The organism is Azospirillum sp. B4, assembly GCF_000333275.1.
Taxonomy (GTDB): domain Bacteria; phylum Pseudomonadota; class Alphaproteobacteria; order Azospirillales; family Azospirillaceae; genus Nitrospirillum.
Genome location: NZ_BACU01000094.1, coordinates 1 through 23,728 on the forward strand (window position 1 = coordinate 1; position 23,728 = coordinate 23,728).

Annotated in this window: 21 protein-coding genes; 5 read left to right on the top strand and 16 right to left on the bottom strand. The window is 66.2% G+C overall.

Annotated features, from left to right (window positions below; translation table 11 throughout):
• Positions 1 to 135: 135 nt before the first annotated feature.
• The gene (locus tag I55_RS04730; RefSeq protein WP_044559356.1) at positions 136 to 1,128 is read left to right on the top strand and encodes a dipeptide epimerase; all 993 of its coding nucleotides are present in this window, start codon (positions 136 to 138) and stop codon (positions 1,126 to 1,128) included.
• A 147-nt stretch (positions 1,129 to 1,275) separates the two neighbouring features.
• Here the strand turns inward: I55_RS04730 and rhaT are convergent, their stop codons facing one another.
• From rhaT to I55_RS04765, 7 genes are all read right to left on the bottom strand, one after another.
• Entirely contained in the window at positions 1,276 to 2,343 is a 1,068-nt protein-coding gene (rhaT, locus tag I55_RS04735) for an L-rhamnose/proton symporter RhaT (protein ID WP_044559357.1), read from the bottom strand.
• A gap of 48 nt (positions 2,344 to 2,391) precedes the next feature.
• Positions 2,392 to 3,306, bottom strand: a complete 915-nt coding sequence (locus I55_RS04740; RefSeq protein ID WP_044559373.1) for an amidohydrolase — start codon at positions 3,304 to 3,306, stop codon at positions 2,392 to 2,394.
• Between the two features lie 133 nt (positions 3,307 to 3,439).
• The gene (locus I55_RS04745; RefSeq protein WP_044559358.1) at positions 3,440 to 4,192 is read right to left on the bottom strand and encodes an SDR family NAD(P)-dependent oxidoreductase; all 753 of its coding nucleotides are present in this window, start codon (positions 4,190 to 4,192) and stop codon (positions 3,440 to 3,442) included.
• Positions 4,192 to 5,058: a fumarylacetoacetate hydrolase family protein gene (locus I55_RS04750; protein ID WP_044559359.1), complete on the bottom strand. Its 867-nt coding sequence runs from the start codon at positions 5,056 to 5,058 to the stop codon at positions 4,192 to 4,194. The genes I55_RS04745 and I55_RS04750 overlap by 1 nt, the downstream gene beginning before the upstream one ends.
• A gap of 22 nt (positions 5,059 to 5,080) precedes the next feature.
• Positions 5,081 to 6,265, bottom strand: coding sequence for an L-rhamnonate dehydratase (gene rhmD, locus I55_RS04755; protein ID WP_044559360.1), 1,185 nt, complete (start codon positions 6,263 to 6,265; stop codon positions 5,081 to 5,083).
• 77 nt (positions 6,266 to 6,342) lie between these two features.
• Positions 6,343 to 8,007: a family 78 glycoside hydrolase catalytic domain gene (locus I55_RS04760; protein WP_049973834.1), complete on the bottom strand. Its 1,665-nt coding sequence runs from the start codon at positions 8,005 to 8,007 to the stop codon at positions 6,343 to 6,345.
• A 142-nt stretch (positions 8,008 to 8,149) separates the two neighbouring features.
• The gene (locus I55_RS04765; protein WP_044559361.1) at positions 8,150 to 10,894 is read right to left on the bottom strand and encodes a TonB-dependent siderophore receptor; all 2,745 of its coding nucleotides are present in this window, start codon (positions 10,892 to 10,894) and stop codon (positions 8,150 to 8,152) included.
• Positions 10,895 to 11,449: 555 nt separating this feature from the next.
• Here I55_RS04765 and I55_RS04770 point away from each other — a divergent pair.
• Genes I55_RS04770 through I55_RS04780 form a run of 3 tightly spaced genes read left to right on the top strand, consistent with a single transcriptional unit; the run spans position 11,450 to position 13,629 of the window.
• Entirely contained in the window at positions 11,450 to 12,268 is an 819-nt protein-coding gene (locus tag I55_RS04770; protein WP_044559362.1) for an IclR family transcriptional regulator, read from the top strand.
• Positions 12,269 to 12,326: 58 nt separating this feature from the next.
• On the top strand, positions 12,327 to 13,088 hold the full coding sequence (locus tag I55_RS04775) for an SDR family NAD(P)-dependent oxidoreductase (protein WP_044559363.1): 762 nt from the start codon (positions 12,327 to 12,329) through the stop codon (positions 13,086 to 13,088).
• Positions 13,089 to 13,110: 22 nt separating this feature from the next.
• The gene (locus I55_RS04780) at positions 13,111 to 13,629 is read left to right on the top strand and encodes a nuclear transport factor 2 family protein (RefSeq protein WP_252181016.1); all 519 of its coding nucleotides are present in this window, start codon (positions 13,111 to 13,113) and stop codon (positions 13,627 to 13,629) included.
• A gap of 61 nt (positions 13,630 to 13,690) precedes the next feature.
• On the opposite strand, the gene I55_RS04785 is transcribed toward I55_RS04780, so the two are convergent.
• Genes I55_RS04785 through I55_RS04795 form a run of 3 tightly spaced genes read right to left on the bottom strand, consistent with a single transcriptional unit; the run spans position 13,691 to position 14,812 of the window.
• A complete protein-coding gene (locus I55_RS04785; protein WP_044559365.1) occupies positions 13,691 to 14,068 on the bottom strand; it encodes a hypothetical protein in 378 nt (125 codons plus the stop codon).
• Positions 14,065 to 14,361, bottom strand: coding sequence for an autorepressor SdpR family transcription factor (locus I55_RS04790; protein ID WP_044559366.1), 297 nt, complete (start codon positions 14,359 to 14,361; stop codon positions 14,065 to 14,067). The genes I55_RS04785 and I55_RS04790 overlap by 4 nt, the downstream gene beginning before the upstream one ends.
• Before the next feature lie 46 nt (positions 14,362 to 14,407).
• On the bottom strand, positions 14,408 to 14,812 hold the full coding sequence (locus I55_RS04795) for a group II truncated hemoglobin (protein WP_044559367.1): 405 nt from the start codon (positions 14,810 to 14,812) through the stop codon (positions 14,408 to 14,410).
• A 241-nt stretch (positions 14,813 to 15,053) separates the two neighbouring features.
• On the opposite strand from I55_RS04795, the gene I55_RS04800 reads away from it, so the two are divergent.
• Complete coding sequence (locus tag I55_RS04800; RefSeq protein ID WP_083900844.1) at positions 15,054 to 17,318, top strand: glycoside hydrolase family 3 C-terminal domain-containing protein; 2,265 nt, start codon at positions 15,054 to 15,056, stop codon at positions 17,316 to 17,318.
• A 65-nt stretch (positions 17,319 to 17,383) separates the two neighbouring features.
• Here I55_RS04800 and I55_RS04805 read toward each other — a convergent pair whose 3' ends face one another.
• The 6 genes from I55_RS04805 to I55_RS32755 all read right to left on the bottom strand — a co-directional run.
• Positions 17,384 to 17,752 carry a hypothetical protein gene (locus I55_RS04805; RefSeq protein WP_148293573.1) on the bottom strand — a complete coding sequence of 123 codons (369 nt, stop codon included), beginning with the start codon at positions 17,750 to 17,752 and terminating at the stop codon, positions 17,384 to 17,386.
• 319 nt (positions 17,753 to 18,071) lie between these two features.
• Positions 18,072 to 18,335, bottom strand: coding sequence for a hypothetical protein (locus I55_RS04815; RefSeq protein ID WP_044559371.1), 264 nt, complete (start codon positions 18,333 to 18,335; stop codon positions 18,072 to 18,074).
• Between the two features lie 2 nt (positions 18,336 to 18,337).
• A complete protein-coding gene (locus I55_RS04820) occupies positions 18,338 to 18,784 on the bottom strand; it encodes a DUF4303 domain-containing protein (protein WP_049973835.1) in 447 nt (148 codons plus the stop codon).
• 14 nt (positions 18,785 to 18,798) lie between these two features.
• Positions 18,799 to 19,230, bottom strand: coding sequence for an SMI1/KNR4 family protein (locus I55_RS04825; RefSeq protein ID WP_049973836.1), 432 nt, complete (start codon positions 19,228 to 19,230; stop codon positions 18,799 to 18,801).
• A 30-nt stretch (positions 19,231 to 19,260) separates the two neighbouring features.
• Positions 19,261 to 19,749: an SMI1/KNR4 family protein gene (locus I55_RS34075; RefSeq protein WP_083900845.1), complete on the bottom strand. Its 489-nt coding sequence runs from the start codon at positions 19,747 to 19,749 to the stop codon at positions 19,261 to 19,263.
• Between the two features lie 12 nt (positions 19,750 to 19,761).
• Positions 19,762 to 23,728: RHS repeat-associated core domain-containing protein (locus tag I55_RS32755; protein WP_049973837.1), on the bottom strand; the 3,967-nt coding region annotated here is incomplete at its 5' end.

A 23,728-nucleotide genomic window follows, 5' to 3' on the forward strand; every position in this document is an offset into this window, starting at 1 on the left:
GACGGTTATGTCCCGACCCGTCTTCGCCGACCCCTTGGCCATCGGCCAGTCGCTGACGCTGGTCATCGCCCCCTTGGCCGGGGCCGCCATCCTGCTTTTCCTCCACGCCTCCCGAACCGCACGGAGTGTTCGTCGGTGAGCCTGTCTGTCACCTATCGCCGGGACGCCATGCGCATGCGTGAGCCGTTCCGTATTTCGGGATATCTGCTGCACGCCATGCCCGCCGTCGTCGTCACCGTGGGTGACGGCATCCGCTTCGGCCATGGCGAAGCCGCTGGCGTCTATTACCTAAACGACGATCCGCCCCATATGGAGCGGGAGATCGAACGGGTGAGGGACGCGCTGGAGGCTGGTGTCGACCGCCAGGGCCTGCAGGCCCTGCTGCCCCCCGGTGGCGCCCGCAACGCGCTGGACTGCGCCCTGTGGGAACTGGAGTCCCTCCAGGTCGGCACGCCCGTGTGGAGGCTGGCCGGCGTGCCGGAGCCGCGGCCCCGGGTCACCACCTTCACCCTGCCGGCCGATGACCCGGCGGAAATCCTGCGCCGCCTGGACGCTTTCGCTGGCGCCGCCGCTATCAAGCTGAAGCTGGAGGGCGACCTGCCGGCGGATACCGAACGGGTGCGGGTGGTGCGCCGGGCCCGGCCGGACGTCTGGCTGTCCGTCGATGCCAACCAAGGCTTCGGCGCCGCCGACCTGGAACCGCTGGCGGCCATGCTGGTGGACCAGAACGTGTCGCTGCTGGAACAGCCGGTGCAGCGGGGGGCGGAGCATCTGCTGGACGGCTGGGACTGCCCCCTGCCGGTGGCGGCGGATGAGAGCATCCTGGACCTCACGGAACTGCGCGAGCAGCACCACCGCTTCGCCGTCGTCAACATCAAGCTGGACAAGTGCGGCGGCCTGACGGAGGCGTTGGCCATGGCGGCGGAGGCCCGGCGCCTGGGCCTGGGCGTCATGGTGGGCAACATGGCGGGCTCCGTCCTGGCGACGGCGCCCGGCTTCGTCCTGGCCCAGCTGTGTGACGTGGTCGACCTGGACGGCCCCTGGTTCCTGGCCGAACCCGGCGCCGACCGGGGCATCTTCGCCGACGGCAAGGTGATGGTGCCGGCGGACTTCTGGGGCGTGGGATGAGCCAAGATTTGGAAGACACAAGCGCCCTCAGACGCCGGGCGCCGGCATCCGCCGGCTTGGCTTCCTCACTCCGTTCCTTCGGTACTCGTTCCGGCGGACGCGGTCGCGTCCTACAGCGGCACAGGGCTGCCGCTGGTGCGTGCCCATTCAGTCCGCCAGCGTCCCCAGGTAGTTGCCCAGGCCGATGACGCAGGTGGACAGCACCAGCACGCCGATGCCCAGGGCCAGCACAGCCCGGGTGCGGCGGCTGGATCCCGCCCATTCCTTCAGCATGAAGCCCCACAGGGTGGCGAAGATGATGATGCTGGCCATGTGCAGGGTCCAGCTGGAGAAGCCGAAGCGCCCCATCTGGCTTTCGCCCATGGTGTAGAAGAAGAACTGCAGGTACCACGCGATGCCGGCCAGCGCGCACAGGGCGTAGTTGCGCAGCAGCGGGGGCGGGACGGCCGCTTTGCGCCCCTGGCGGCCGACGAATTCCGGGAAACAGCCGTCGCGGATGATCAGGTACAGGCACCATAGGAAATTGGTGGTGAAGCCGCCGGACAGCACCACCACCAGCACGGGCAGGCCCTGCGACAGCGGGTCGGTGCCTTGGGCCAGGGTCAGCTGGCGGATGGGCTCTCCCGCCGCCAGGCCATAGGCGAAGCAACTGCTCATGATGCCGGAGAAGACGGCGATCAGGATGCCGCGCCGGAAGTCGAACTCCACCACGCCCTGCTGCTCAATGCCGTCGCCTTCCTTCAGGCGACCGGCCCAGCCGACGATGGCGATGCCCACCAGGCAGACGGCGACGCCGCCCAGGATGACCAGGCCGTGACGGGTCTGCATGAGCGTGCCGACCAGGTCGCCGTTGACCAGGGGAGGGATCAGGGTACCGAAGGCTGCGGTCAGGCCCAGGGCCACCGCCATGCCCAGGGACATGCCGAGATAGCGCAAGGTCAGGCCGAAGGTCAGCCCGCCCAGGCCCCACAGCGCGCCGAACAGGTAGCACAGGAACAGGGTGCGCGCGGGCGCGGCCGCCAGCACGGCGCCCAGGTTTTCCGTCTTTACCAGCGCGAACAGCCAGGGCGCCAGGATCCAGCTGAACACCCCGCCCACCAGCCAGAACACCGGCCAGGACCAGTTGCGCACGCCCCGGTAGGGCACGTAAAAGCTGGCGGAGGCCAGGCCGCCCAGCCAGTGGAAGAACACACCCAGTACGGGATTGGCGCCCATCGAAAACTCCCCAGTGTTTTTGTTCGTGTCAGCCAGTTTTTGTTCGTGTCAGGCCAAACGATAGACGCGCGCGGCGGTGCCGCCGAACAGCGCCGCCCGCTCATCGGCGGAAAAGGCGCCGGTGATCTGGTCGTACGCGGTGAAATAGGCCCCCAGGCGCCCGCCCAGGCCGTCGACCGGAAAATTGCTGGCGAACATGGCGCGGTCGGTGCCGAACAGCTCGATCGTTTCCAGGACGAAGGGACGGATGCTCTCCGTCGTCCAGGCGCGATCCAGCATGCCCAGCCCTGAGATCTTGACGGCGACATTGGGCTGGCCGGCCAGCGCCGCCATGCCCTGGCGCCACAGCGCCAGGCCATCGGCGTCCCGGTCCACCGGCATGCCGGTGTGGTTCAGGATCAGGACCGTGTGCGGGTGCCGGGCCGCCAGCGCGGCCGCGGCCGCCATCTGGCCGGGATAGATTTGCAGATCGAAGGATAGGCCGTGCCTGGCCAGCCGGTGGAAACCCGCCTGCCAGGCATCGTCCCGCAGCAGGTCGCGGGGCGTGTAGGTCTTGGCCGGGTCCGGGTGCCAGTTCAGGATCTGGCGGATGCCGCGCACGTTGCGGAACTCCGCGTGGGCCGCCAGCACGCGGTCGGCGTCCGCCGCTTCCAGCGCCGCATAGCCGACGATGCCGTGGGGGAAACCCCCGATGTCGGCCAAGCCTTGCAGCCAGGCGGATTCCTTGAGCGCGTCGCCCGGGTGGGCGCCGGCGTCCACGTGCACGCTTTTGCCCAGGGTCCAGCCCGGGGGCAATTCCCGGGCGGCGGCCAGATAGTCATCCACACCCTGGTCACGCGCGATAGGCGTGACATCACCGTTGACCCCGCCGTCACCGAAGGGCGGGGTCAGCCAGGGATAGCGGATATGGGCCAGATCCCACAGGTGCATGTGTGGATCGACCAGGATCAGCGTGTCGGCCATGGCCCGCGCGGTCCCTCCCTTGGTCATTTTTTCTGATACTTATATCAGCGGCATGAGCCGAATGGCTCAGGCCGCCGTAGGACGCGAGGACAAGCTAACCAGCGGATGCTGGCGCCCGGCGCCCGCTTGAACCTTAATAAGTCGTGCGGCCGCCCGAGGTGTCGAAGGTGGAAGCGGTGGTGAAGCTGCATTCCTCGCTGGCCATGAAACAGACCATGGCGGCGCTTTCCTCCACCTGGCCCAGGCGGCCCATGGGGATTTTGGAGCGCATGTAATCCACCTGGCTTTGCGGCAGCTGCTCCAGGATGGGGCTGTCGAAGGTGGCGGGGGTGATGCTGTTGACCATCACGCCCTTGCCGGCCAGTTCCTTGCCCAGCGATTTGGTGAAGCCGATGACGCCGGCCTTGCTGGCGGAATAGGCGCTGGCGTTGGGGTTGCCCTCCTTGCCCGCGACCGACGCCACGTTGACGATGCGGCCATACCCCTGGGCCAGCATCAGCGGCACCACGGCGCGACAGCAGTAGAACAGGCCGTTCAGGTTGATGTCGATGGTGCGGCGCCAGCTGTCCAGCGGGAACTCATGCACCGGCACGGTGGCGCCGGTGATACCGGCCGAGGCCACCAGGATATCCACCTGCCCACCCAGGGCCTGTTGGCTGGACGCTGTCGCCGCCTCCACGGCCGCGGGATCGGTCACGTCCAGCGCCACCGTGTGGCTGGCGCCGACCTCCGCCGCCGCAGCGTGGAGGGCATCCTCCCGCACGTCCCACAGGGCGACCCTGGCCCCCTCCGCCACCAGGCGGCGGGCGGTCTCCTTGCCTAGGCCGGAGGCGCCACCGGTGACGATGGCGGTGCGGCCGGCGAAGCGGCCTTCGAAAATGGTCATCACGCCTGGCCCTCCCGGTTGACCCATGCCACCACCTTCTGCCGCTGCCGTCCCAGCTTCTGGATGCCCAGGGTCATGACGTCGCCGGCCTTCAGGAACACCATCTCCGGCTTCTGGCCCTCGCCCACGCCCGGGGGGGTGCCGGTGGTCAGGATGTCGCCCGGCTCCAGCGTGATGAAGCGGCTGACGTAGGCGATCAACTCGGCCACGCCGAAGATCATGGTGCGGGTGTTGCCCGTCTGCATGCGCTGGCCGTTCAGGTCCAGCCACATGTCCAGATCCTGCGGGTCGCCCACCTCATCGGCCGTCACCAGCCAGGGGCCGACGGGACCGAACGTGTCGTGGCCTTTGCCCTTGTCCCACTGGCTGCCGCGTTCCTTCTGGTTGAAGCGTTCCGACACGTCATTGACCAGGACGTAGCCGGCGACATGGTCCAGTGCCCGGTCCTGGGGCACGTAGCGGGCCGTCCGGCCGAAGACCACGCCCAACTCCACCTCCCAGTCCGACTTGACGCTGTCCTGCGGTAGCATGACGTCGTCGTCGGGGCCGTTCAGGCAGCTGGTGGCCTTGGTGAACAGGATGGGTTCCGACGGGACGGGCAGGTTGGCTTCCTTGGCATGGTCGGCATAGTTCAGGCCGATGGCCAGGAACTTCGGCACGCGGGCCACGGGCACGCCCAGGCGGGGATCCCCGTCGACCACCGGCAGGGTGGCGGGGGCGATGGCCTTCAGCCGGGCCAGCCCGGCGGGGGACAGCACGTCGGGGGTGATGTCGGCCACGTGGGCGGACAGGTCGCGGATGCGGCCTTCGGCGTCCAGCAGGCCGGGCCGCTCCTGGCCCTTGGGGCCGTAGCGCAATAGCTTCATGGGTTCAAAACCTTAAAGGCGTTCAGTGCGTGTAGGGGCGGTGCAGGGTGATGGCGGGGTTCAGCTCCACCCCGAAACCGGGCTTGTCCAGGGCCGTGGCCTTGAGGCGGCCGTTCTCCGGCACCGGCTCGCCCAGCAACTGGGGATGGAACATGGGCACGACCTGGTCGGCTTTGGGCGCCATCATCAGGAACTCGGCGAACGGGCTGTTATGCCGGGTGATGACGAAGTGATAGCTGTAGACGCTGGAGCCATGGGGGATGACCATGACACCCCTGCTGTCGGCCATGGCGGAGATCTTGAGCAACTCGGTGACGCCGCCGCACCAGCCCACGTCGGGCTGGATGATGTCGCAGCAGTCCATCTCCATCAGCATGCGGAAGCCCCAGCGGGTGGCCTCATGCTCACCTGTCGTCACCAGCATGCCGGTGGGGGCGGCTTTCTTCAGCGCGGCGTAGCCCCAGTAATCATCGGGGCTCAAGGCCTCCTCGATCCACTTCAGGCCATATTCCTTGGCCTTGTGGGCCAGCCGGGTGGCGTAATTCAGGTCCAGCGCCATCCAGCAGTCGAACATCAGCCAGAAGTCATCGCCGCAGCGCTCACGCATGGTGGCCAGCTCGGCGATATTTTTGGCCAGGCCCTCCTCACCCTCGGCGGGGCCGTGGTGCAGGGGCATCTTGCCGCCGATGAAGCCCATCCGTTTGGCCAAATCGGGCCGGGCGCCCGTGGCGTAGAAGCTCAGCTCATCACGTACGGCCCCGCCCAGCAGGTGGTACACCGGCTCCTGCCGCAGCTTGCCCAAGAGGTCCCACAAGGCGAGGTCGACGCCGGAGAGGGCGTTCACCACCAGGCCCTTGCGGCCGTAGTACTGGGTCCCGAAGTACATCTGGTCCCAGATCTTCTCGTAATCGGTCGGGCTGCGGCCTTCCAGGAAGCGGGCCAGGTGCTTTTCCACGATATAGGCGGCCGGCTCCCCACCCGTAGTGACGGCGAAACCCACCGTGCCATCGGTGGCCTCGATCTCCACCACCAGGGTACCCAGCACGTTGATGCCGAAGCTCTGCCGGCTCTGCCGGTATTCCGGGTACTTCGCCATGGGTGTCGCGATGTGATCGTCGATCCAGTGGCCGTCGCCCTGGTCGTGATAATCCGCGCCGCCGCCGCGCACGACATAGGCGCGGACCTGGCTGATCACTGGAAAGGCCATGGGGCCGATACTCCCTCTCGCTCCCGGTTTTCTCCAGGAAGAATGATATATGGAACCAACAAGCACAATATGGGAATTTAAGCGACCATGCCACGTGCGCGGTAGAAGTATGTCGGCGTGCAGCTCCAGGCGTGGCAGTAGCTGTTGATGTGGATGTCGCCATAAGGGGAACTCAGCGGTTGGGCGGGGTCGTAAACCTCCCAGAAGGTGTCGGCGCCGGCCTTGACCATGCCGCCCCAATAGCTTTCGACCAGGCCCTTGGCCTCCTTATCCAGCCCGCTGTCCAGCAGCGCCTCCGCCATATAGTGGTAGAGATAGGGGGTGACGGGCTTCACCGCCGTGGGGCTGGCCAGCGCGGTCTTCAACGCCGTGGCGCAGTCCCTGGCCGGCAGGACGCCGCCGATGGCCATCCACGCCTGCGACGCCCAGGAAACCTGGTGGCCGGGCCCGCTGACAAAGGCCTTGGCGCCGGCATCCCAGAAGGCGCGGGCGGCCTTGGTCATACGGTCGATCAGGACGGGATAGTCCGCCACCTCGCGCTCCAGGCCCAGCTTGCGGGCCAGGTCCAGGGTGCGCTTGTGGGCGAAGACCAGCAGGCCCTGGATGGCCGCGTCCTTGTGCAGATCCCGCGACCAGTCGATGAAGATCCAGACGTTGCCGGGGTCGACATAGCGGCCGTCGGCGTTGATGCGCTGGCCGATGATCTCCAGCTGCCGCTTGGCCACGGGCCATAGCTCGCGCGCTGTCGCCTCGTCGCCCGTGGCCTCCAGGTAGTCGGCCAGCGCCACGTTGAACAGGGCGGCATAGTCGACGATGTGGATGCCGCCATAGCGCGCCTTGGGCTTCTCATAGACGCAGGCCGCCACCAGCCCGTCCTGCCGGCGGTATGCCGCGAACAGGTAAAGGCAGCGCTTCACCAGATCGTTCTGCTTGAAGGTGGCGTAGTTGGCCAGGGCCTGCAGGCGCAAATCGCCCACCCACAGCCGCTGGTCGCGGCGGGGCCCGTCCTCGAACGTCGTCTGCATGCAATCGCGTAGCGTGGCCAGCGACACGGCGTCGATGCGCCGCGCAAGGTCGGAGTATTTGGCGGGCAGGGGGGCGGGCGTCGCCTTGGCGGAGGTCAGCGCGATGGCCTTCACATCCTCGAACCGCACGCTGAAGCCGGAAGAGGTGTCGACGACCTCCACCTTCACATAGCGGAAGGCGTAGCGGCGGGGCATGTGCACCGACTGCGGCAGGTAATCGACGTTGATGACCTCATCCGGCAGCCAGGCGCTGCTGAGCACCCCCTGGTAAGGGTACAGCGGTTCGGCCACGTCGCTGGGCACCTCACCGAAGGTCAGGCGCAGGCGGGCGGGGGCGTCGGGCTCCCGCCCCACGGTTTCCAGGCGGAAGGCCAGGTGGCCGGTGCGGTGACCGCCGAAATCAAGGATGAAGCTGTCGCCCTTCTTGAAGGCGCGGCCGGCCAGACTGTCGGCCGGCGCCTCCGTCTCCATGCGCCAGCGCAAGGGCGACGAGGTGTCGGCCACGGCGCGCACCAGGGCCAGCGGCGGCTGCGCCGTTTCCACCAGCGCGGGCATCAGCGCGTCCGCCTTGGCGCCCCACTCGGCATTGGGCGCGCCGGCCACCGCCGGCTCCATCACCATGTCCTGGGCCTGGGCGGGCTTGGATGTCCCGGTGGAGACCGCGGCGGCGGCCACGGCGGCGCCCCCCACGACCAGCAGCATTTCCCGACGATTCATGCGCGTGCTCGCTCCCTTGAGATTCTTGATTGAGGGCCCGTTTGGCTGGACGGAAAAGGGCGGGTGCCGCCGAGAACCGATAACGGCGCCCGAGACACCCGCCAGGGGAGGAAAGAGAACTAGGGTACTCGGGGTATCGGCCTCACCACCTCTTGGTCAGGCCGATGGAGATGACGCGGCCCAGGGGGGACGCGGCGGTCAGGTCGACGCCGGAGACGCCGTTGGTGTTGTAGTAATAGGGTGGGGCGGTATCGAAAACGTTGTTCACGTCCAGCGTGGCCTGGATGCCACCCATCATGCCCTGGCCCGGGACGTTCCAGGCCAGGTGCAGGTCGGCGGTGGTGAAGCTGTCCACCTTCTGCACCGCCAGGCCGCCGGTGCTGGCGTTGGTGTAGCCGTTGGTGTAGTTCACGAAAACACCGGCGGTGTAGGCGTCCAGCGTCCACATCAGGCTGGCGCGGGCCTTGAAGTCGATGGCGTAGTCCGTGTTCAGCAGAGTGTTGATGGACGTGGCGCCCTTGATCTTCTGGTCGAACTGCCACAGCCAGGTGCCCGCCAGGCCCACGGTGAAGGCGCCCAGCCGGTCCGCGTCCCAGCCGTAGCTGACGTCGAAGTCCATGCCCTGGATGAACTCATCCGCGAAGTTCTGGCGCCGCAGGTCATAGATGGCCGTCGGCAACTGCGCCGTCACGTCGAAATTGCCGTCGTGGCGGAAGCCGGAGGTCAGCGCCAGGGCCTGGGCCAGGGTGGGGTTGTACAGCCGATAGGCGTCGTAAACCGGGTTCTGCGGCTGGGTGACCGGGTTGAAGGTGGGGAAGGTGATGACGTTGTAATAGTCGATGCGGAAGTAGCTGGAGCTGACCTTCAGGCCCGGCAGCTCCTTGGGCTTGTAGTCGAAGCCGGCGGAGTAGGTGTCCGCCGTCTCGGGCTTCAGCTTGTTGCCGCCGGCCAGGATGATGGAATACTTGTTGGGGTCGAAGCCGACGAAATCGGTGAAGCGGATGGCCCGGGTGTCGATGGCGGTGGAGGCGTCGGCCAGGCTGGGCGCGTGGAAGCTGGAACCGAAGCTGCCACGCAGGGTCAGGCCCTCGACGGGGCTGTAGGTCAGGCCGACCTTGGGGTTGGTGGTGTCGCCCACATCGCTGTAGCTGTCATAGCGAGTGGCCAGCGACAGGTTGACGGAACGGATGCCGGGCACGGCGTTGTCGTCGCCGACGATGGGCACCGACAGCTCCCCGAACACCGACTTCACGTCCCGCTCGCCCACCGAGGAGAAGGAGGAGACGGCGGCTTCATTGGCGCTCAGCCAGCTGGCGGGGTTGGTGGGGCCGACGCTGTTGCTGGCGGCGAAGCGCTCATGCCGGATGTCGGCGCCCACCGCCGCCTTGATGGTACCACCAGGCAGGTCGAACAGGGGGCCGTCAGCCTTGAACAGGCCTTCCTGCAGGAATTGCTCCCCACTGTAGCGGGTCTGGTAATCGCGCAGGGCGGCCAGGACGGCGGGGCTGTTCGCGGCGCCGATGCCGTAGGGGTTCAGTGTGCCGGCGGCGGCCATGTCCGTGGCCAGGGTCTGGTTCAGCCCATTCTGGCGGACGTCGTCGCGCTCGAAGCCGAAGTTGCCGGCCACCTTGCCCTGCCAGCCGTGGGACAGGTCGATGTCCGCCCCAACGTTGGCCACCTGGGTGCTGGTGGTGGTGTGGTTCAGGAAGGAGCCGCCGGGGAAAAAGGTGACCGTCTGGTCCACGCCGCCTTGCCCCGGAATGGCGATGTAGTAGGGGCTGGCGCTGGGGACGATGACGGAGAAGGCGCTGTTGTTGGGGGAGGCCTGGGCGGAGGTCGAACTCATCCGCGTGGTCATGACCCGGCGGCTGTACAGTTCATTGGCGAACAGCTCAATGCCGTCGGCCACCTCCTGCCGGATGGAGATCAGGCCCTGGTCGCGGTGCTGGTCGGGATAGAGGTCGTCGTCCAGCCGGCCCTCGCACTTGTTGGGCTGGCCGGCCTTCAAGGCGCCGGTGGCGGTCAGGCCATAGGTGGTGCCGCCTGCCGTGATGTTGGCGACCGGGCAGTTCTGCACCCGGTTGTCGCCCCAGCCCTTGGACGTGGCGTTGTCGGAGATGTAGGAGCGGCTGCCGGCCTTCAGCTCGGAATTGCCCGAATGCTCATAGTCCAGCAGGATTGAGCCGCCTTTCCAGGTCTTGCCGAACAGCTGGCTGAAGTTCTGGCTGTCGTAGGAGTTGCCGAAGCCCGCCTGTAGGTGGGTTTCCGCCCCGTCGTAATTGCGGCGGGGGATGAAGTTGATCACGCCCGCGACCGCGTCGGAACCATAGATCGACGAGGCGCCATCGGCGATGACCTCCACCCGTTCCAGGGCGGAGACGGGGATGGCCGACGGATCCGGCGCGGTTTGATTGATGCCTGCGCCTGGCAGGCGCATGCCGTCGAACAGCACCAGGGTCAGGCCGCCGCCGCCGTTGCCCACGCCCACGCCATGGATGGCGGGCTGGTCGACGAAGTTGGCTTGGCCGAAGCCGGTGTTGCTGCCGGTGGAGTTGAAGTTGCCCACCTGGGGCAGGGACCGCAGCAGTTCGGTGGCGGTGGTGGAACCGGTGGCCACGATATCGTCGCGCGTCACCGTGCTGACGGCGGACGACTGCGCCTGTATGCCGCGGATGCTGGTGCCGGTGACGATGATTTCCTCAAGCGGCTCAGCCGCATCGGCGGTATTGCCCTGTGTCGTGGCCGGGGCGGGTGTCGTGGCCGGGGCGGCCGACTGCGCCAGGGCCTGGCCGCTGGCGGTGCCCAGCAGCAGGGCCAAGGCGGTGGCCAGAGTGCGCGCGGCGCCGGCCGGACCTGGAACGGAGGGGGTGTGACAGCGGTGTCCCATTTGGAACGTCTCCCTTATATTTTCGTTGTCTTTGGTTCCGCAGGGCGGCCAAACCCTTCCCTCGCCGGGCGCTATGGTGTCGCACCGGTGTGTCGGCTTCCTTGCGGAGTCATTATGGCGTTGGTGATGGGCGCGAATGCGCCGGCGTGAAAGCGACGCCTTCACAGGGCCTGTGGCACGGGCCTATGGATGCTTCTTCCCTGTCGTTCATTTGTGGCGGGGATGCTATCGCCGGTCAGCAAGCGAGTCAAACCATAATATGCAAGAACGCATCATTATATGAAATGTGCTGCTATCGGTCCGGGGCCGGGGCAAGGCGCGGGCATCTGGTGATGTGGGGAGGGGGCGAAGCGTCGGTCGGGCAATAAGGGCTTATTTTTCGAACTTTAGTTGATCCCTTCCTGGCGGTTGTACCCAGGTCATCCATGCCGTTATAGGACAGAAATTCCAGATATCGGGAAATTGCTGGAAAAAGCGTTATAGGGCCGCCATTCTCACAACCGGGCAGGCTTAGTCTTGCCAATAATTTCATTAAATGATATGGAACACCGCAATATGGAATCAAACAGAAAGATTGGCGCCGCGGACGCCGAGGATGAAGGCAAGGGCACGCCGTCGGGGAGCCAGACCCTGTTTCGGGGCCTGGATGTCATCGACGCCGTGGCGGAGGGGGCCATCGCCCTGCCGGCCCTGTCCGAACGCCTGAGCCTTACCAAATCCACGACCCACCGTCTGGCCTCGGCCCTGGTGGAACGGGGCTATCTCACCTTCGTGGCGCGCGAAGGCTATAGCCTGGGGCCGAAGCTGCTGGAACTGGGCTGGGTGGCACATCAGCAGATGCACATCCCCAGCCTTGCGCGGCCGCACCTGGAACAGCTGGCGGCGGCGACGGAGGACACGGTGCACCTGGGCATCCTGGACGGCTTCCAGGCGCTGTACCTGGACAAGGTGCCGGGCCGCCGTCGGGTGGTCATCGGATCCCGGGTGGGGGAACGTCATCCCATCGCGTCCACCGGCTTGGGCAAGGCCCTGATCCTGGATCATGACGAGGCGGCGTGGCGGGAGTTCTATGAGGCCCAGGGCTCCAGCGTCGGTCTGGCCGTCTGGCTGGAGCGCATGCGCGCCTACGCCGCCAAAGGCTACGCTTTCGACCTGGAAGAGAACGAGGATCAGATCCGCTGCGTCGCCGCCCCCATCCGCGGCGCCAGCGGTGAGATCGTGGCGGCGCTCAGTGTGTCCAGCGCCGCACAGTATATGAGCGACGCCCGCATGGAGGGACTGACGGGCCAGGTGACGGATATCGCCACGGCCATCAGCCGTGAGTTGGGATGGAGCGAACGCGCCGGCCGCCGCCGGCCGCGTCGTAAGACATGAACCACAGGCCGTCGCCCGGAAAGACGGGGGCGGCCGTATCGGCAGGGAAAGGCCAGAGATGTTGCTTGAGGGCAAGACGGTCCTGATCACCGGGGCTTCGCAGGGCATCGGCCGGGCGGCCGCCATCGAATGTGCCCGCGCCGGCGCCAACGTCGCCATCAATTACCTGGGCGACGAGGCGGAGGCGGAGTCCGCCGTGGCGGAAATCCGGGCCCTGGGGCGGCAGGCGATCGCTGTCCGGTCCGACGTGGCGGATCCGGCCGCCGCCCCCGCCTTTATCGACGCGGCGGTGACGGCCTTCGGTGGTGTCGACGTCTTCGTCAGCAACGCCGGCATCTGCCCCTTCCACGCCTTTCTCGACATGCCGGTGGACGTGCTGGAGCGTACCATGGCGGTCAACCTGCACGGCGCCTACTACATGGTTCAGGCAGCCGCCCGGCAAATGGTGGCCCAGGGGCGGGGCGGGTCCATCATCGCCGTCAGTTCGATCAGCGCGCTGGTGGGGGGGGAGTACCAGACCCACTACACCCCCACCAAGGCGGGTGTGCATTCCCTGATGCAGTCTTGCGCCATCGCGTTGGGCCGCCACGGCATCCGTTGCAACTCCGTCCTGCCGGGCACCATTCAGACCGCCATCAACAAGGATGACCTGGCGGACCCGGAAAAGCGCGCCCGCATGGCGGCCCGCATCCCCTTGGGGCGGCTGGGCGTGCCGGAGGATCTGGCCGGCCCCATCGTTTTCCTGGCGTCCGACATGGCGCGCTACGTCACCGGCGCCGCTCTGCTGGTGGACGGCGGCGCCTTCGTCAATCTTCAGTGATCAAGCATGGGGGATGGCAATAATGCGTGGAAAAACCAGTCTTCTCATCATCAGTGTGATGTTGTCCGCCGCAGGTGTTTTGGGAGTTGCCAGGGCGCAGGAGGCCGTGGTGGCCGCCAAGGACGCGGATGCGCTTTTCACCAGCCCGGACCCTGTCCTCAACCGCAACAAACAGGCTGCCTATCACATCCTGAAGGATTTGCTCGAAGCCAATCATTGGGAAGAGGCGGATCGCTGGCTGACGGCCGACTATCACCAGCATAACCCCATGGTGCCTTCCGGCCGCGACCATGTCGTGGACTTCTTCACCAAAGTCCTCAAGCGCACGCCGCAGCCTGTCCCGGAAAAGATGGCGACCCCTGTTGTCGCCGTGCTGGCGGAGGGTGATCTGGTGACCGTGGTTCTCCGCCGTGTCCTGAAGGAACCGAAGGACCCGTCCAAAACCTACACGACCACGTGGTTCGACATGTGGCGTTTCAAGGACGGGAAGGCGGACGAACATTGGGATCCCGCGAGCAAGGACCTGCCCCCCGGCCCGTGACCGGCGCCCGTGACCGACGCCAAGGAATACGAAGTTGGGGGATCCTCCTTGAGCGTGTGGCTCAAGCCGCTTTCCCCTTGGCGCGCAGCGACAGGCAATAGCCCAGCGTCACGGCGACACCCGCCAGAACCGCGCCGGTCCCGGCCCACACCGCGACCGGGATGGGCGCGAACGCCCACAGGCCGGCGTAGGCGAGGCCGCTCAGCACCAGGGACCAACTGGCGACCCGCCGCGCCTGGCCGGCGCAGGCCGGAACGGGGACCAGGGTCTTGGGCATGCGGTTGCCGTACCAGACCATCCACAGCCCGGTGATGCCGGTGACCAGGCGGACGACCGTGTCGTGGTCGACGTAGCCCAGCCTGTACGCGGCCGTGGAGCCGAGCGCCAGGACGCCGATGACGCCGGCCCAGATGAGGCTTCCGGTCAATTCCCCTTTCATCGCGTGATCTCCTCCCTGGAATCCGGCGCTTCCGCGCCTGGGCTGAACGAGTCGATGAAGCCCAGCAGCGCTTCTTCCAGCACCGACAGCTTCAGGTGATAGATGATGGCCTTGCCCGCCTTCTCGGCGTGCACCAGGTCGGCCTCCCTCAACACGGCGAAATGCGCCGACATGGTGGGCTTGGAAACGTCGAACTGGTCGCTGATCTCGCCCGCGCTCAGCGGCCCCTTGCGCAGGAGCTGCAGTACCCGCCGGCGGGTGGGATCGGATAGGGCTCTGAATACCTGGCTCATAGTTCGATGATTAGCTAATCGTCGAACTATGTCAAGCGGCGATTGGTCAGGCCGGCGGCTGGTTGCGCATCCAGTCGGCCAGGGGGGCCAGGGCGCCCAGGATGGCCTGGCGGCCGCGCGGGTCGGGGATGGTCTCATCCAGCGCCCGCTTCATGCACAGCAGCCAGGCGTCGCGTTCCGCCTCCCCGACCTGGAATCCCATGTGCCGGGCGCGCAGGCGGGGATGTCCGCGCTCGGCGGAGTAATCGCCGGGCCCGCCCATCCATTGCGCCAGATACAGGGTCAGCACGCGCTTGGTTTCCGTCAGGTCGGGGGCGTGGATGGCCCGCAGTTCCCGCGCCTCGGGCAGGGTGTCCATCTGACGGTAGAACGCCTCCACCAGCCGGGCGACGGCGTCCATACCGCCGATGAAGTCGTAGAGGGTGATTTTCCGCTCACTGTCTTCGGTCATGGCCCTGGTCCCGGAAAAAAGCGCCGCCCCGGTTTGGGGTGTGCGGGGTTCTAGCGCAAAGCCGGGGCGGTGACCACAGGGCGGGGTAGGGGGACAAATAGTCAGGGGATATTCGATATCCCGGAATTATCGCCTTCGCCCACCCGCGCCGGGCTGGTATGAAGGGACCCGCGCGCCGGGCATGCCCGGTCCCCGTCTTGCGGGGCCGCGCTGACGACTAAAACGAAAATCGGAAACGTCCATGTCGGTTAAACACCACCTGCTGCTCTCCAGCGCGCTGCTTATGACAGCGTTTACCTATCCCGCTTTCGCGGCGGATACCCCTGTCGCCCCGGCCACCCCGGTCACGGGAGCCTGGCAGGACGCCGGCCAGTCGCCGGAGGCGCGCACCGCCGCCCTGCTGAAGGTGATGACGCGGGAAGAGAAGCTGCAGATGGTGTTCGGCTACTTCTCCACCGACTTCAAGCCCAAGGCGTACAAGCGCATTGAGGGCGGCATGGCGGATTCCGCCGGCTACGTTCCCGGCATCGCCCGCCTGGGCATCCCGGCGCAGTCGCAGACCGACGCGGGCGTGGGTGTCGCGACGCAGGCCAGCCCCACGCCGCGCCTGCGCACCGCCCTGCCGTCCGGCCTGGCGACGGCCGCCACCTGGAACCCGGAGATGGCTTTCGCCGGCGGCGCCATGATCGGCGACGAGGCCCGCCGCTCCGGCTTCAACGTGCAGCTGGCCGGCGGCACCAACCTGATGCGGGAGCCGCGCAACGGTCGCAATTTCGAATACGGCGGCGAGGATCCCTTGCTGGCTGGCGTCATCGTCGGCCATGCCATCAAGGGCATCCAGTCCAACCACGTCATCTCCACCCTGAAGCACTTCGCCTTCAACGACCAGGAGACCAGCCGCAACTATATCGAGGTGAAGGTGGATGAGGCGGCGGGCCGCCAATCCGACCTGCTGGCCTTCGAGTTCGCGCTGGAGACGGGCAACCCCGGCTCGGTCATGTGCTCCTACAACCGCGTCAACGGCCCCTACGCCTGCGAGAACGATTGGCTGCTGAACCAGGTCCTGAAGAAGGATTGGGGCTTCAAGGGCTTCGTCATGTCCGACTGGGGCGCCACCCACTCCACCGCCTATGCCGCCAACGCCGGCCTGGACCAGCAGTCGGGCTATCCCTTCGACAAGTCGCCCTACTTCAAGGACGCGCTGCATGAGGCGGTGAACAACGGCCAGGTCAGCGCCGCGCGCCTGGACGACATGGTGGGCCGCATCCTGCACGCCATGTTCGCCAACGGCCTGTTCGAGCATCCGCTGAACGGCGACCAGGCGGCCACCATCGACTACGCCGCCCACGCCAAGGTGACGCAGGCCGACGCGGAGGAGGGCATCGTCCTGCTGAAGAACCAGGGCAACCTGCTGCCGTTGGCGGGGACGGTGAAGACCATCGTCCTCATCGGCGGCCATGCCGACGTGGGCGTGCTGTCGGGCGGCGGCTCCGCCCAGGTCTATCCCTACGGCGCGCCGGCCAACGGCCTGATCATTCCCAACGAGGGGCCGGAATTCTTCCCCGGACCGATGGTCTTCGACCCGTCCTCGCCCCTGAAGGAACTGCAAGGCCTGACCCAGGCCAAGATCACCTACATTGATGGCAAGGATGCCAAGGCGGCCGCCAAGCTGGCCGCCGGCAGCGATGTCGCCATCGTCTTCGCCACCCAGTGGACGGGCGAGGGCCAGGACGCCATCGACCTGAACCTGCCCAACGACCAGGACGCCCTGATCAAGGCCGTGGCCGGCGCCAACAAGAAGACGGTGGTGGTGCTGGAGAACGGCGGCCCGGTGGTCATGCCCTGGCTGGACAAGGTGCCGGCCGTGGTCAACGCCTGGTACCCGGGCACCAGCGGCGGGGCGGCCATCGCCCGTGTCCTGACTGGTGCGGTCAACCCTTCCGGTCACCTGCCCGTCAGCTTCCCGGCCTCGATCGACCAGCTGCCGCGCACGGTGGTGGACGGCGACCGCAAGGACAAGGCGGAGCATCCGCATGTCGACTACACCATCGAAGGGGCGGCCATCGGCTACAAGTGGTTCGAGAAGAAGAACCTGAAGCCGCTTTTCCCCTTCGGCTTCGGCCTCAGCTACACCACCTTCGCCGCGTCCGACCTGGCCGCGACGGCGGAGGCCAAGGGCATCAAGGCCAGCCTGACGCTGCGCAACACCGGCGATCGCGACGGCAAGGCCGTGGCCCAGGTCTACGTGGCGGCCCCGTCCGACGCCGGGTGGGAGGCGCCCAAGCGCCTGGGCGCCTTCCACAAGGTGGCGCTGAAGGCCGGTGAAAGCCAGGGTGTGGCCTTGACCGTGGACCCCCGCCTGCTGGCGACCTATGACACGGCGGCGCACGCCTGGAAGATCAAGGGCGGCGATTACAAGGTGATGACCGGCACCTCCTACCAGGACATCACCGCCACCGTCACCGTGCACCTGGCCGACGCCACCTGGCCGGCCACGCGACCTTAATGAGATCGACGGGCATGAGCCTCGCCTCATGCCCGTCGTACGGCAACGCCAGAAACAGGGGCTGGTCAGCCAGCCAGCCCCGCCTCCGCCCGGCAGGTGGCGGCGATGGGCCTCGCCTTGTCCATCAACAGGGCCGGCGGGGTGGTCACGCCCTGCCGCTCCTGTTCCGCCAGCCATTTCACGTCGTCATCCGTCAGGGCCGCGTTCAACCGGGTGGCGGTGCAGCCGCAGAAGCCCTGCAGCTTGGCATCGGCCACATTGGCCGGCGACGCGGCCCGCGCCGTCTTGAAGCATTGGGCGGAGAAGTTGGCCGACAGGGTGGTGCGCACGCTGGCCACGTCCGGCTGCGCCGCGCGCATGAAGGCGAAGCCGAAACCGATGGCGCCGCAGCCGACGACCAACGCGACGGTCATCCAGGTCCTGGTCGAAGGCATCTTCAATCTCCGCTTCCATCCGATCCTCGGGGCGAGCCCGGCCGGGAACGAAGTATGGGTGGAGGTGCTGGTTTGCCAGGGGGCAGGCCCTACTCGGCGGCGGAATCACAAATCCAGCAGCCTCATTTTCATACCCGTTCCACCGGTTAGCGCCGGTGGCGTGTCGTGGCGGGTGAAATCCAAGATGTAGCCGACCTTCAGGATATGGCTGTTTTCATCATCCTGGCGCTATCCGGCGATGGTTACCGGTCGGCGCCAGTGCCAAAGAAGCCCTCGTAATTGAGGCGCTTGAGCGCCCCCGTTCATGGTATGAAGCGCCTTAAAGAGCTACCCCTCGATCACTGCCAGGCGTGACCATCAGCCGGTCGTCAGCTTGTCTATGCCGGCACCTTTGTACTAGCGGTAGGGCGGTACTCAAGTTATGGCGGAATGCATCGAACTCAGACTGACTGATTTCGTAATATTCCTCATAATCGACCAGACGGTTACTGACGGGAATGGACAGAAAGAACCGGCCTGTCTCCTGTTCGACACCGATGGAGTAACGCTCTTGCCGGTTGACGGCGATGTCCTTGAATTTCATCGTCATTGGCCTCCGAAGGTTAGAGGCGTCACGTTATAGCGCGACGGCGACAGCCCGCCAGCGTCGATGATCGCTTCGCTGTTGCCCTTGAGCGCCCCGGTCATGGTGTCAAGAAGGGCCGCCTTGAATTTGGAGAAGTCCCGCCGGTCGGGGGAGGTGCGCAGGTCGGTGCAGATATCCTTGAATTCCGGGCCACCCCATCCCTCATACGCCCATTCCGCCGTCGCCCACTTGTAGTACGCGAGCGTCGCTGGGCTTCGATCCCCCTGGCTCGACACCGCCGCGTCGAAGCCCTGCACGGAATTGGCCGATAACACCACGGTCATGGCGCCGCTGTCGGTGTACAGGGCGTAGGCGTAAACCGTGTCGGTCCCATGGGCCAGCCGTAAATCGGAGACAGCCTTCCGGGTGGCATTGACAATGCGGGTCTTGAGCGCCGTCCAATCCATTCATCTACCGGGCCCTAGTACAGGCCTGCCAGAAAATCCGAGAACGACCCGCAGATCAGCTTGCGGGAGCGCTTCTTGTTTTCATCATTTGAAAGATTAGGGCGCCAGGAATCGGTCGTATAGAAATAAACTTGGCCATCCCTATCCAAACAAAAGAAATTCCCACCCCAGTCCAAGGCGAAGGGCAGCAGGTCGTCAGGCAACACATCCCGCGCCACGAGACTGGCATAGGTTTTTTCCAGGGTGCGATCGTCGTCGGTCGGGTACTTCAGTGGCAGGAACTCGCTGACCTCCAGAGATTCAAGATCATCGTCTTCGGGATCGAAATTCGGGCTTTCCGGAACGCCGCCATTGTACCGGGCATAATGCTCCTTGAAGGCCTTGGGCATTTTGAACTGCAAGCCGGACTCGATCTCAGCCATTTCCAGGAGTGAAATCGAATGCATGGGGGTCATTTCAGCCTATGGAAGCAAACATCAATCATCGTCTTCCCCTTTTTCGGAAAGGCCGTTCATAAAAACTTCGAAGCTATCGGCAAGAAAATCACGACACTTCTTATGATTCTCAGTCGGACTAAGGGCATCGTCCCAAACATCCATTGCGTAATACCAAATACTTTCAGCATCAGCGTCGATGCAGAAGAAATTCCCACCTGGGTCGCGGGCAAATGGAATGACTGTCTTCGGTAAAATATCTTGTGAAGTCGTATTCAGGTAAGTCGTGACCATTCCATTGGGGGCCTGATTATTGACTGTTGCCTCTATTGGTATCAGGGTGTCAACCCAGAAAACCAACCCGCCATCGCCATGCCAATAACGCCTCTTTGGCCGCCCTCCATTTTGATGAAGGGTGAATGATTTTAGTTGTTCCGGGAGCGCGATGCCCATCTTGGACTCTGCGGCAGCGACATCTCGCTCGCTTAACGGATAGGACGAGCCGCTATAGGTGTTTGGCTGTATCATCATCACTTTCCATTTTCAGAATGTGCAGGGGCGACCTTTCAGCCAGCCGTTTTCCTGGGAGATCTGCTTAGCGCTGTTGGTTCCATATTTGACGCCGTACTCCTTCTCGAATTGGCTGACTGAACCCTTATGCGGATATACGGACTCATGCGCATCCGTCCGCACGAGTTCCATCGTCGTTTCGCCAGTCTTCGGATCAAAATCGTCAACGTGATGCCAAGTATAGCCTTCCCGATTGGATTCAGTAATCCCCGCGAGTTTATCAGCTTGGGTAAAATCACGACCGCGAGATCCTTGCATCGTGATTTTTACGATATTCTTTTGATCACCCGTTGCCGGGAACAAATAATCCGTACCGGCGAACGTCGGGCCGCCATTAGAGGTCACACCCACTGTAGGCATATTTGGATTGCCGACACCCGGCGTCCACGCCAAGCCGAGTGGATCGATCCACTTCAATGGATTGGGAACATAGATCGCCAAGTTGTTACCCCCGGCAAGCCGGATGGGATCCTGGGTGATAAAGCAGCCCTGGGCCGGAGCGTAGTAGCGATGGCGGTTGTAGTGCAGGCCGGTTTCCGTGTCGTGGTACTGGCCCTGGAAGCGCAAGGGGTTGGGCACGGTGGCGACGTAGCTGCGCGCCAGGGCGCCCCAGGCCTTGTAGTCGGCGGCCCATACCACCTCGCCGTTGTCGTTGGTCAGTTCCTGCGGCGTGCCCAGGTGGTCCAGATGGTAGTGGTAGACCTGGGCGCGCTGCTTCGGTTCCGTCCGGCGCAGTTGCAACAGCGGGCGGAAGCTGCCGGGTTCGTAGACATAGACGGTGGCCAGCGGATCGTCCGCCGTCCCCGGCGTGGCGCCGCTCTCGGCCAGCAGGGTGTCGCCATCCCAGAGGAAGGTCGTGCGCCGCCCGGTGGGTGACGTCGCCACCGTCATGCCCGCGTCGTTGGCCGGGGCGGGGGCCAGGCGGGCGCTTTCCTTCCACACCCTGCGGCCCAGGGCGTCATAGCCGAAGCGGGTGAAGGTGGTGCCCAGGCGGCTGGATTCCTTCACCTCCCGCAGGCGGTTGTCGGGGCCGTAGCGGTAATCGATGGCGACGGCGCCACCGGCGGCCCGCCATTCCTTCACCCGGTTGCCCCAGGCGTCGTACTGGAACTTGGCGTCGCCGTGCACCAGCAGACGGTCGCCCCGGGCCTCGCCACCCCAGAATTCCGCATCGGGGCCGGAGGCCAGGATGTTGCCGGCGGGATCGGTGACGAAGCGCTCCGGCTCCGTCCCATCCACCGCCAGGAGGCGGTCGCAGGCATCATAATGATAGCGCTTCACGCCCCGCCGCGCGTCCTCGATGGCGGTCAGGGTGTCGGCGCCGTCATAGCCGTAGCCGCGGGTGAACACGGCCCCGCCACCTTCCTGGCGGCGGCCTTCCTGGCGCACCAGGCGGCCTTGCGGGTCGAAGGCCTGCATCTGGTGGATGCCGCCGGCCAGCCGTTCCACCTCGCGGCCCAGGCTGTCATGGGCGAAGCGGGCCAGTGCTTGGCCGTCCAGTCCCACAGCCGTGGCCAGGTCATCCGGCCCCCAGGCCACGTCGATGCGCCGGCCATCCGGCAGCAGGGTGGCCACCCGGCGGCCCCGGCCGTCGCGCCGGTAGCGGATCTCCTGGTCGCCCTGCGTCTCCACCACCAGCCGGCCGGCGGCGTCATAGGCGAAGCCGGCGCGGGTATCGGGCGTGTCGGCGGAAAGCAATCGGCCGGCGCCGTCATAGGAGAAGCGGTGCGCCTGCCCGTCGGCGAACACGGTTTCCAGCAGCCGACCCATGGGGTCGCGGACATAGCGCGTGGCGCGGCCCTGATCCTGGGCCTCGACCACGAAACCGGCGGCGTCGCGGCGATAGGCCAGGTGCCGTCCGTCGAATCCGACCTCGCCCACCAGTTGGCCAGCTAGGTCGTAATCCAGGCGGTAGGACTCGCCCTTCTGGTTGATCAGGCCGACCAGGTTCAGTTCGCTGTCGTAACGATAACCGAACCGGGTGCCGTCCGCCGATACCCGCTCCACTGGAAAAGGCAGGCCGTCATAGCGCCAGCGGGTCACGCGGCCCAGCGGGTCACTGTGCCGAACGACATTGTCTTCCGCATCGTATTCCAGTTCCACCGTGCCGCCGTCGGGGCGGTGGATGGCGATGACATTGCCGTTGGCATCCCGCTCCAGGCGCAGGGGCGCGTCCTCGCCCCGCTGCACCCCGACGATGCGCCCCAGGGCGTCGTGGGCGTAGCGGCGGCGGGTGTGACGGTCGGTGCCCTCCGCCTCCAGGCCGCCTTCGGCGGACCAAGTGAAGCGCCGGATGGTGCCCAACGCATCCTGGACGGCCAGGGGCAGGCCCCGGGGGTCGCGCAGATAGCGGACGGCGTGGCCCAGCGGGTCGGTATGGCTGGTGAGGTTGCCGCGACGGTCGTAGCGGTACTGGTAGACGGCGCCGTCCGGCTCCGTCACCCGCACCGGCCGGCCCAGGACGGGACTGGTCAGACTGTCGGCGCCATAGGCCAGGAGCACCGAGGCGCCATCCCAGGCCACACGCCGGGTCAAGCGGCCCAATTCGTCGTAGGTCAGCGCCAGGCTGGCGCCATCCGCCCGGATCTCGGCCACCAAGTGCCCGGCTTCATCATAGCGGCGACGGGTGACGCCACCCAGCGGATCCACCTCCTCCTCCACCAGGCCCAGGCTGTTCCAGCGATAGCGGGTGACGGCGCCACGGCCAGTGGTCACCACGGTGGTGTGCGCCTCGGTGTCATAGTCCAGGTGCGCCCGGTACAGCCCCGCCTGGCCGGCCAGATCGGTGCCCCAGGTGTCGACGCAGCGGGCGCGGCGGCCCAGGGAGATGTCGTCCCAAACGAACTGGAAGGCCAGGCCGCCCCGCCGTGTCTCCTCCACCAGCAAGTGGTTGTCGTAACGATAGCGCCAAGCGTTGCCCCGGGCATCGCGCGCCTCCACCAGGTCGCCAGCTTCATCATAGACATAGCTGACCAGACGCAAGGTGCCGCCTTGACCATCCGGGGCCGGGCCATCGACGGCGGTGATGCGGCCGGCAGTGTCCGTGTTCACGACATAGCTGCGGCCGCCACTGTCCTGGATACCCGCCAGGCGGCCGCCAGCGCCCCGCCGCAGCAGGATGGCGTTGTCGTTGGCGTCGATGATGTGGACCAGATGGCGCAGGCCGCTTTCCGCGTCCTTGGGCCCGAAGACGAAGGCCAAGCCCAGATAGTCGGACAGCCAGTAGCGCTGCCCGTCGGTGTGCAGCACCAGCCGCTCCACCACGTTCAGGGCGGGGCGGCCGGGGGCGGGATCGCTGAACAGGGCCAGGCGGCCATCGGCCAGGCGCGCGGCCCAGCCGCCGCCGTCGATCCAGCGGTGCAGCGCCATGTCATAGGGATGGTGCCAACCCGACCCCAGTTCACCGGCATGGGTGGAGCTGGAGAACCAGATGCGCGACCAGGACAGGGGCAAGGGGCCGGCCACCTCGAAGTCCCGGGCCTCGGTGAACAGCTCCCCCGTTGCCACGTCCACCGGGTGGCCGGCGGTCATGCGGGTGCCGGCCTTGGCGCCGGCGTAGCCCCCCAGGGCGCCGCCCAGCGCCTCGCCGATGATCTGGCCGCGCTCCCCGCCGATGGCCTGGCCAATGGCGCCACCCACCTTGGCACCGGCGGCGCCCAGCGCCATGCTCATGACCGTGCTTTCGCCGAAGGCCATCAGGCCGCACAGGCCCTCCGCCATGAAGGCGCCGGCGGCCCCGGCGCCCAGCGCCAGGATGGAGCCGCCGATCATCAGCACCTCGGCCAGGGTGTTGGCCCAGTCCGGCACCTCGCCATGGATGGTCATGTAGGTGCCGGGGTCCCGGCCGATGAAGACGTCGTGCGAGCCGTCCATGATGGACCCGTCGCACTCCAACTTGTCGCCGATGCGGGCGGCCGGCTTGTTGTTGATGAAAACGGTT

Coding starts and splice junctions, on each gene's coding strand:
- rhaT (WP_044559357.1), bottom strand. CDS start 2,343: ATGGGCGCCAATCCCGTACTGGGTGTGTTCTTCCACTGGCTGGGCGGC.
- I55_RS04740 (WP_044559373.1), bottom strand. CDS start 3,306: ATGGCCGACACGCTGATCCTGGTCGATCCACACATGCACCTGTGGGAT.
- I55_RS04745 (WP_044559358.1), bottom strand. CDS start 4,192: ATGACCATTTTCGAAGGCCGCTTCGCCGGCCGCACCGCCATCGTCACC.
- I55_RS04750 (WP_044559359.1), bottom strand. CDS start 5,058: ATGAAGCTATTGCGCTACGGCCCCAAGGGCCAGGAGCGGCCCGGCCTG.
- rhmD (WP_044559360.1), bottom strand. CDS start 6,265: ATGGCCTTTCCAGTGATCAGCCAGGTCCGCGCCTATGTCGTGCGCGGC.
- I55_RS04760 (WP_049973834.1), bottom strand. CDS start 8,007: ATGAATCGTCGGGAAATGCTGCTGGTCGTGGGGGGCGCCGCCGTGGCC.
- I55_RS04765 (WP_044559361.1), bottom strand. CDS start 10,894: ATGGGACACCGCTGTCACACCCCCTCCGTTCCAGGTCCGGCCGGCGCC.
- I55_RS04770 (WP_044559362.1), top strand. CDS start 11,450: ATGGAATCAAACAGAAAGATTGGCGCCGCGGACGCCGAGGATGAAGGC.
- I55_RS04775 (WP_044559363.1), top strand. CDS start 12,327: ATGTTGCTTGAGGGCAAGACGGTCCTGATCACCGGGGCTTCGCAGGGC.
- I55_RS04780 (WP_252181016.1), top strand. CDS start 13,111: ATGCGTGGAAAAACCAGTCTTCTCATCATCAGTGTGATGTTGTCCGCC.
- I55_RS04785 (WP_044559365.1), bottom strand. CDS start 14,068: ATGAAAGGGGAATTGACCGGAAGCCTCATCTGGGCCGGCGTCATCGGC.
- I55_RS04790 (WP_044559366.1), bottom strand. CDS start 14,361: ATGAGCCAGGTATTCAGAGCCCTATCCGATCCCACCCGCCGGCGGGTA.
- I55_RS04795 (WP_044559367.1), bottom strand. CDS start 14,812: ATGACCGAAGACAGTGAGCGGAAAATCACCCTCTACGACTTCATCGGC.
- I55_RS04800 (WP_083900844.1), top strand. CDS start 15,054: ATGTCGGTTAAACACCACCTGCTGCTCTCCAGCGCGCTGCTTATGACA.
- I55_RS04805 (WP_148293573.1), bottom strand. CDS start 17,752: ATGCCTTCGACCAGGACCTGGATGACCGTCGCGTTGGTCGTCGGCTGC.
- I55_RS04815 (WP_044559371.1), bottom strand. CDS start 18,335: ATGAAATTCAAGGACATCGCCGTCAACCGGCAAGAGCGTTACTCCATC.
- I55_RS04820 (WP_049973835.1), bottom strand. CDS start 18,784: ATGGATTGGACGGCGCTCAAGACCCGCATTGTCAATGCCACCCGGAAG.
- I55_RS04825 (WP_049973836.1), bottom strand. CDS start 19,230: ATGCATTCGATTTCACTCCTGGAAATGGCTGAGATCGAGTCCGGCTTG.
- I55_RS34075 (WP_083900845.1), bottom strand. CDS start 19,749: ATGATGATACAGCCAAACACCTATAGCGGCTCGTCCTATCCGTTAAGC.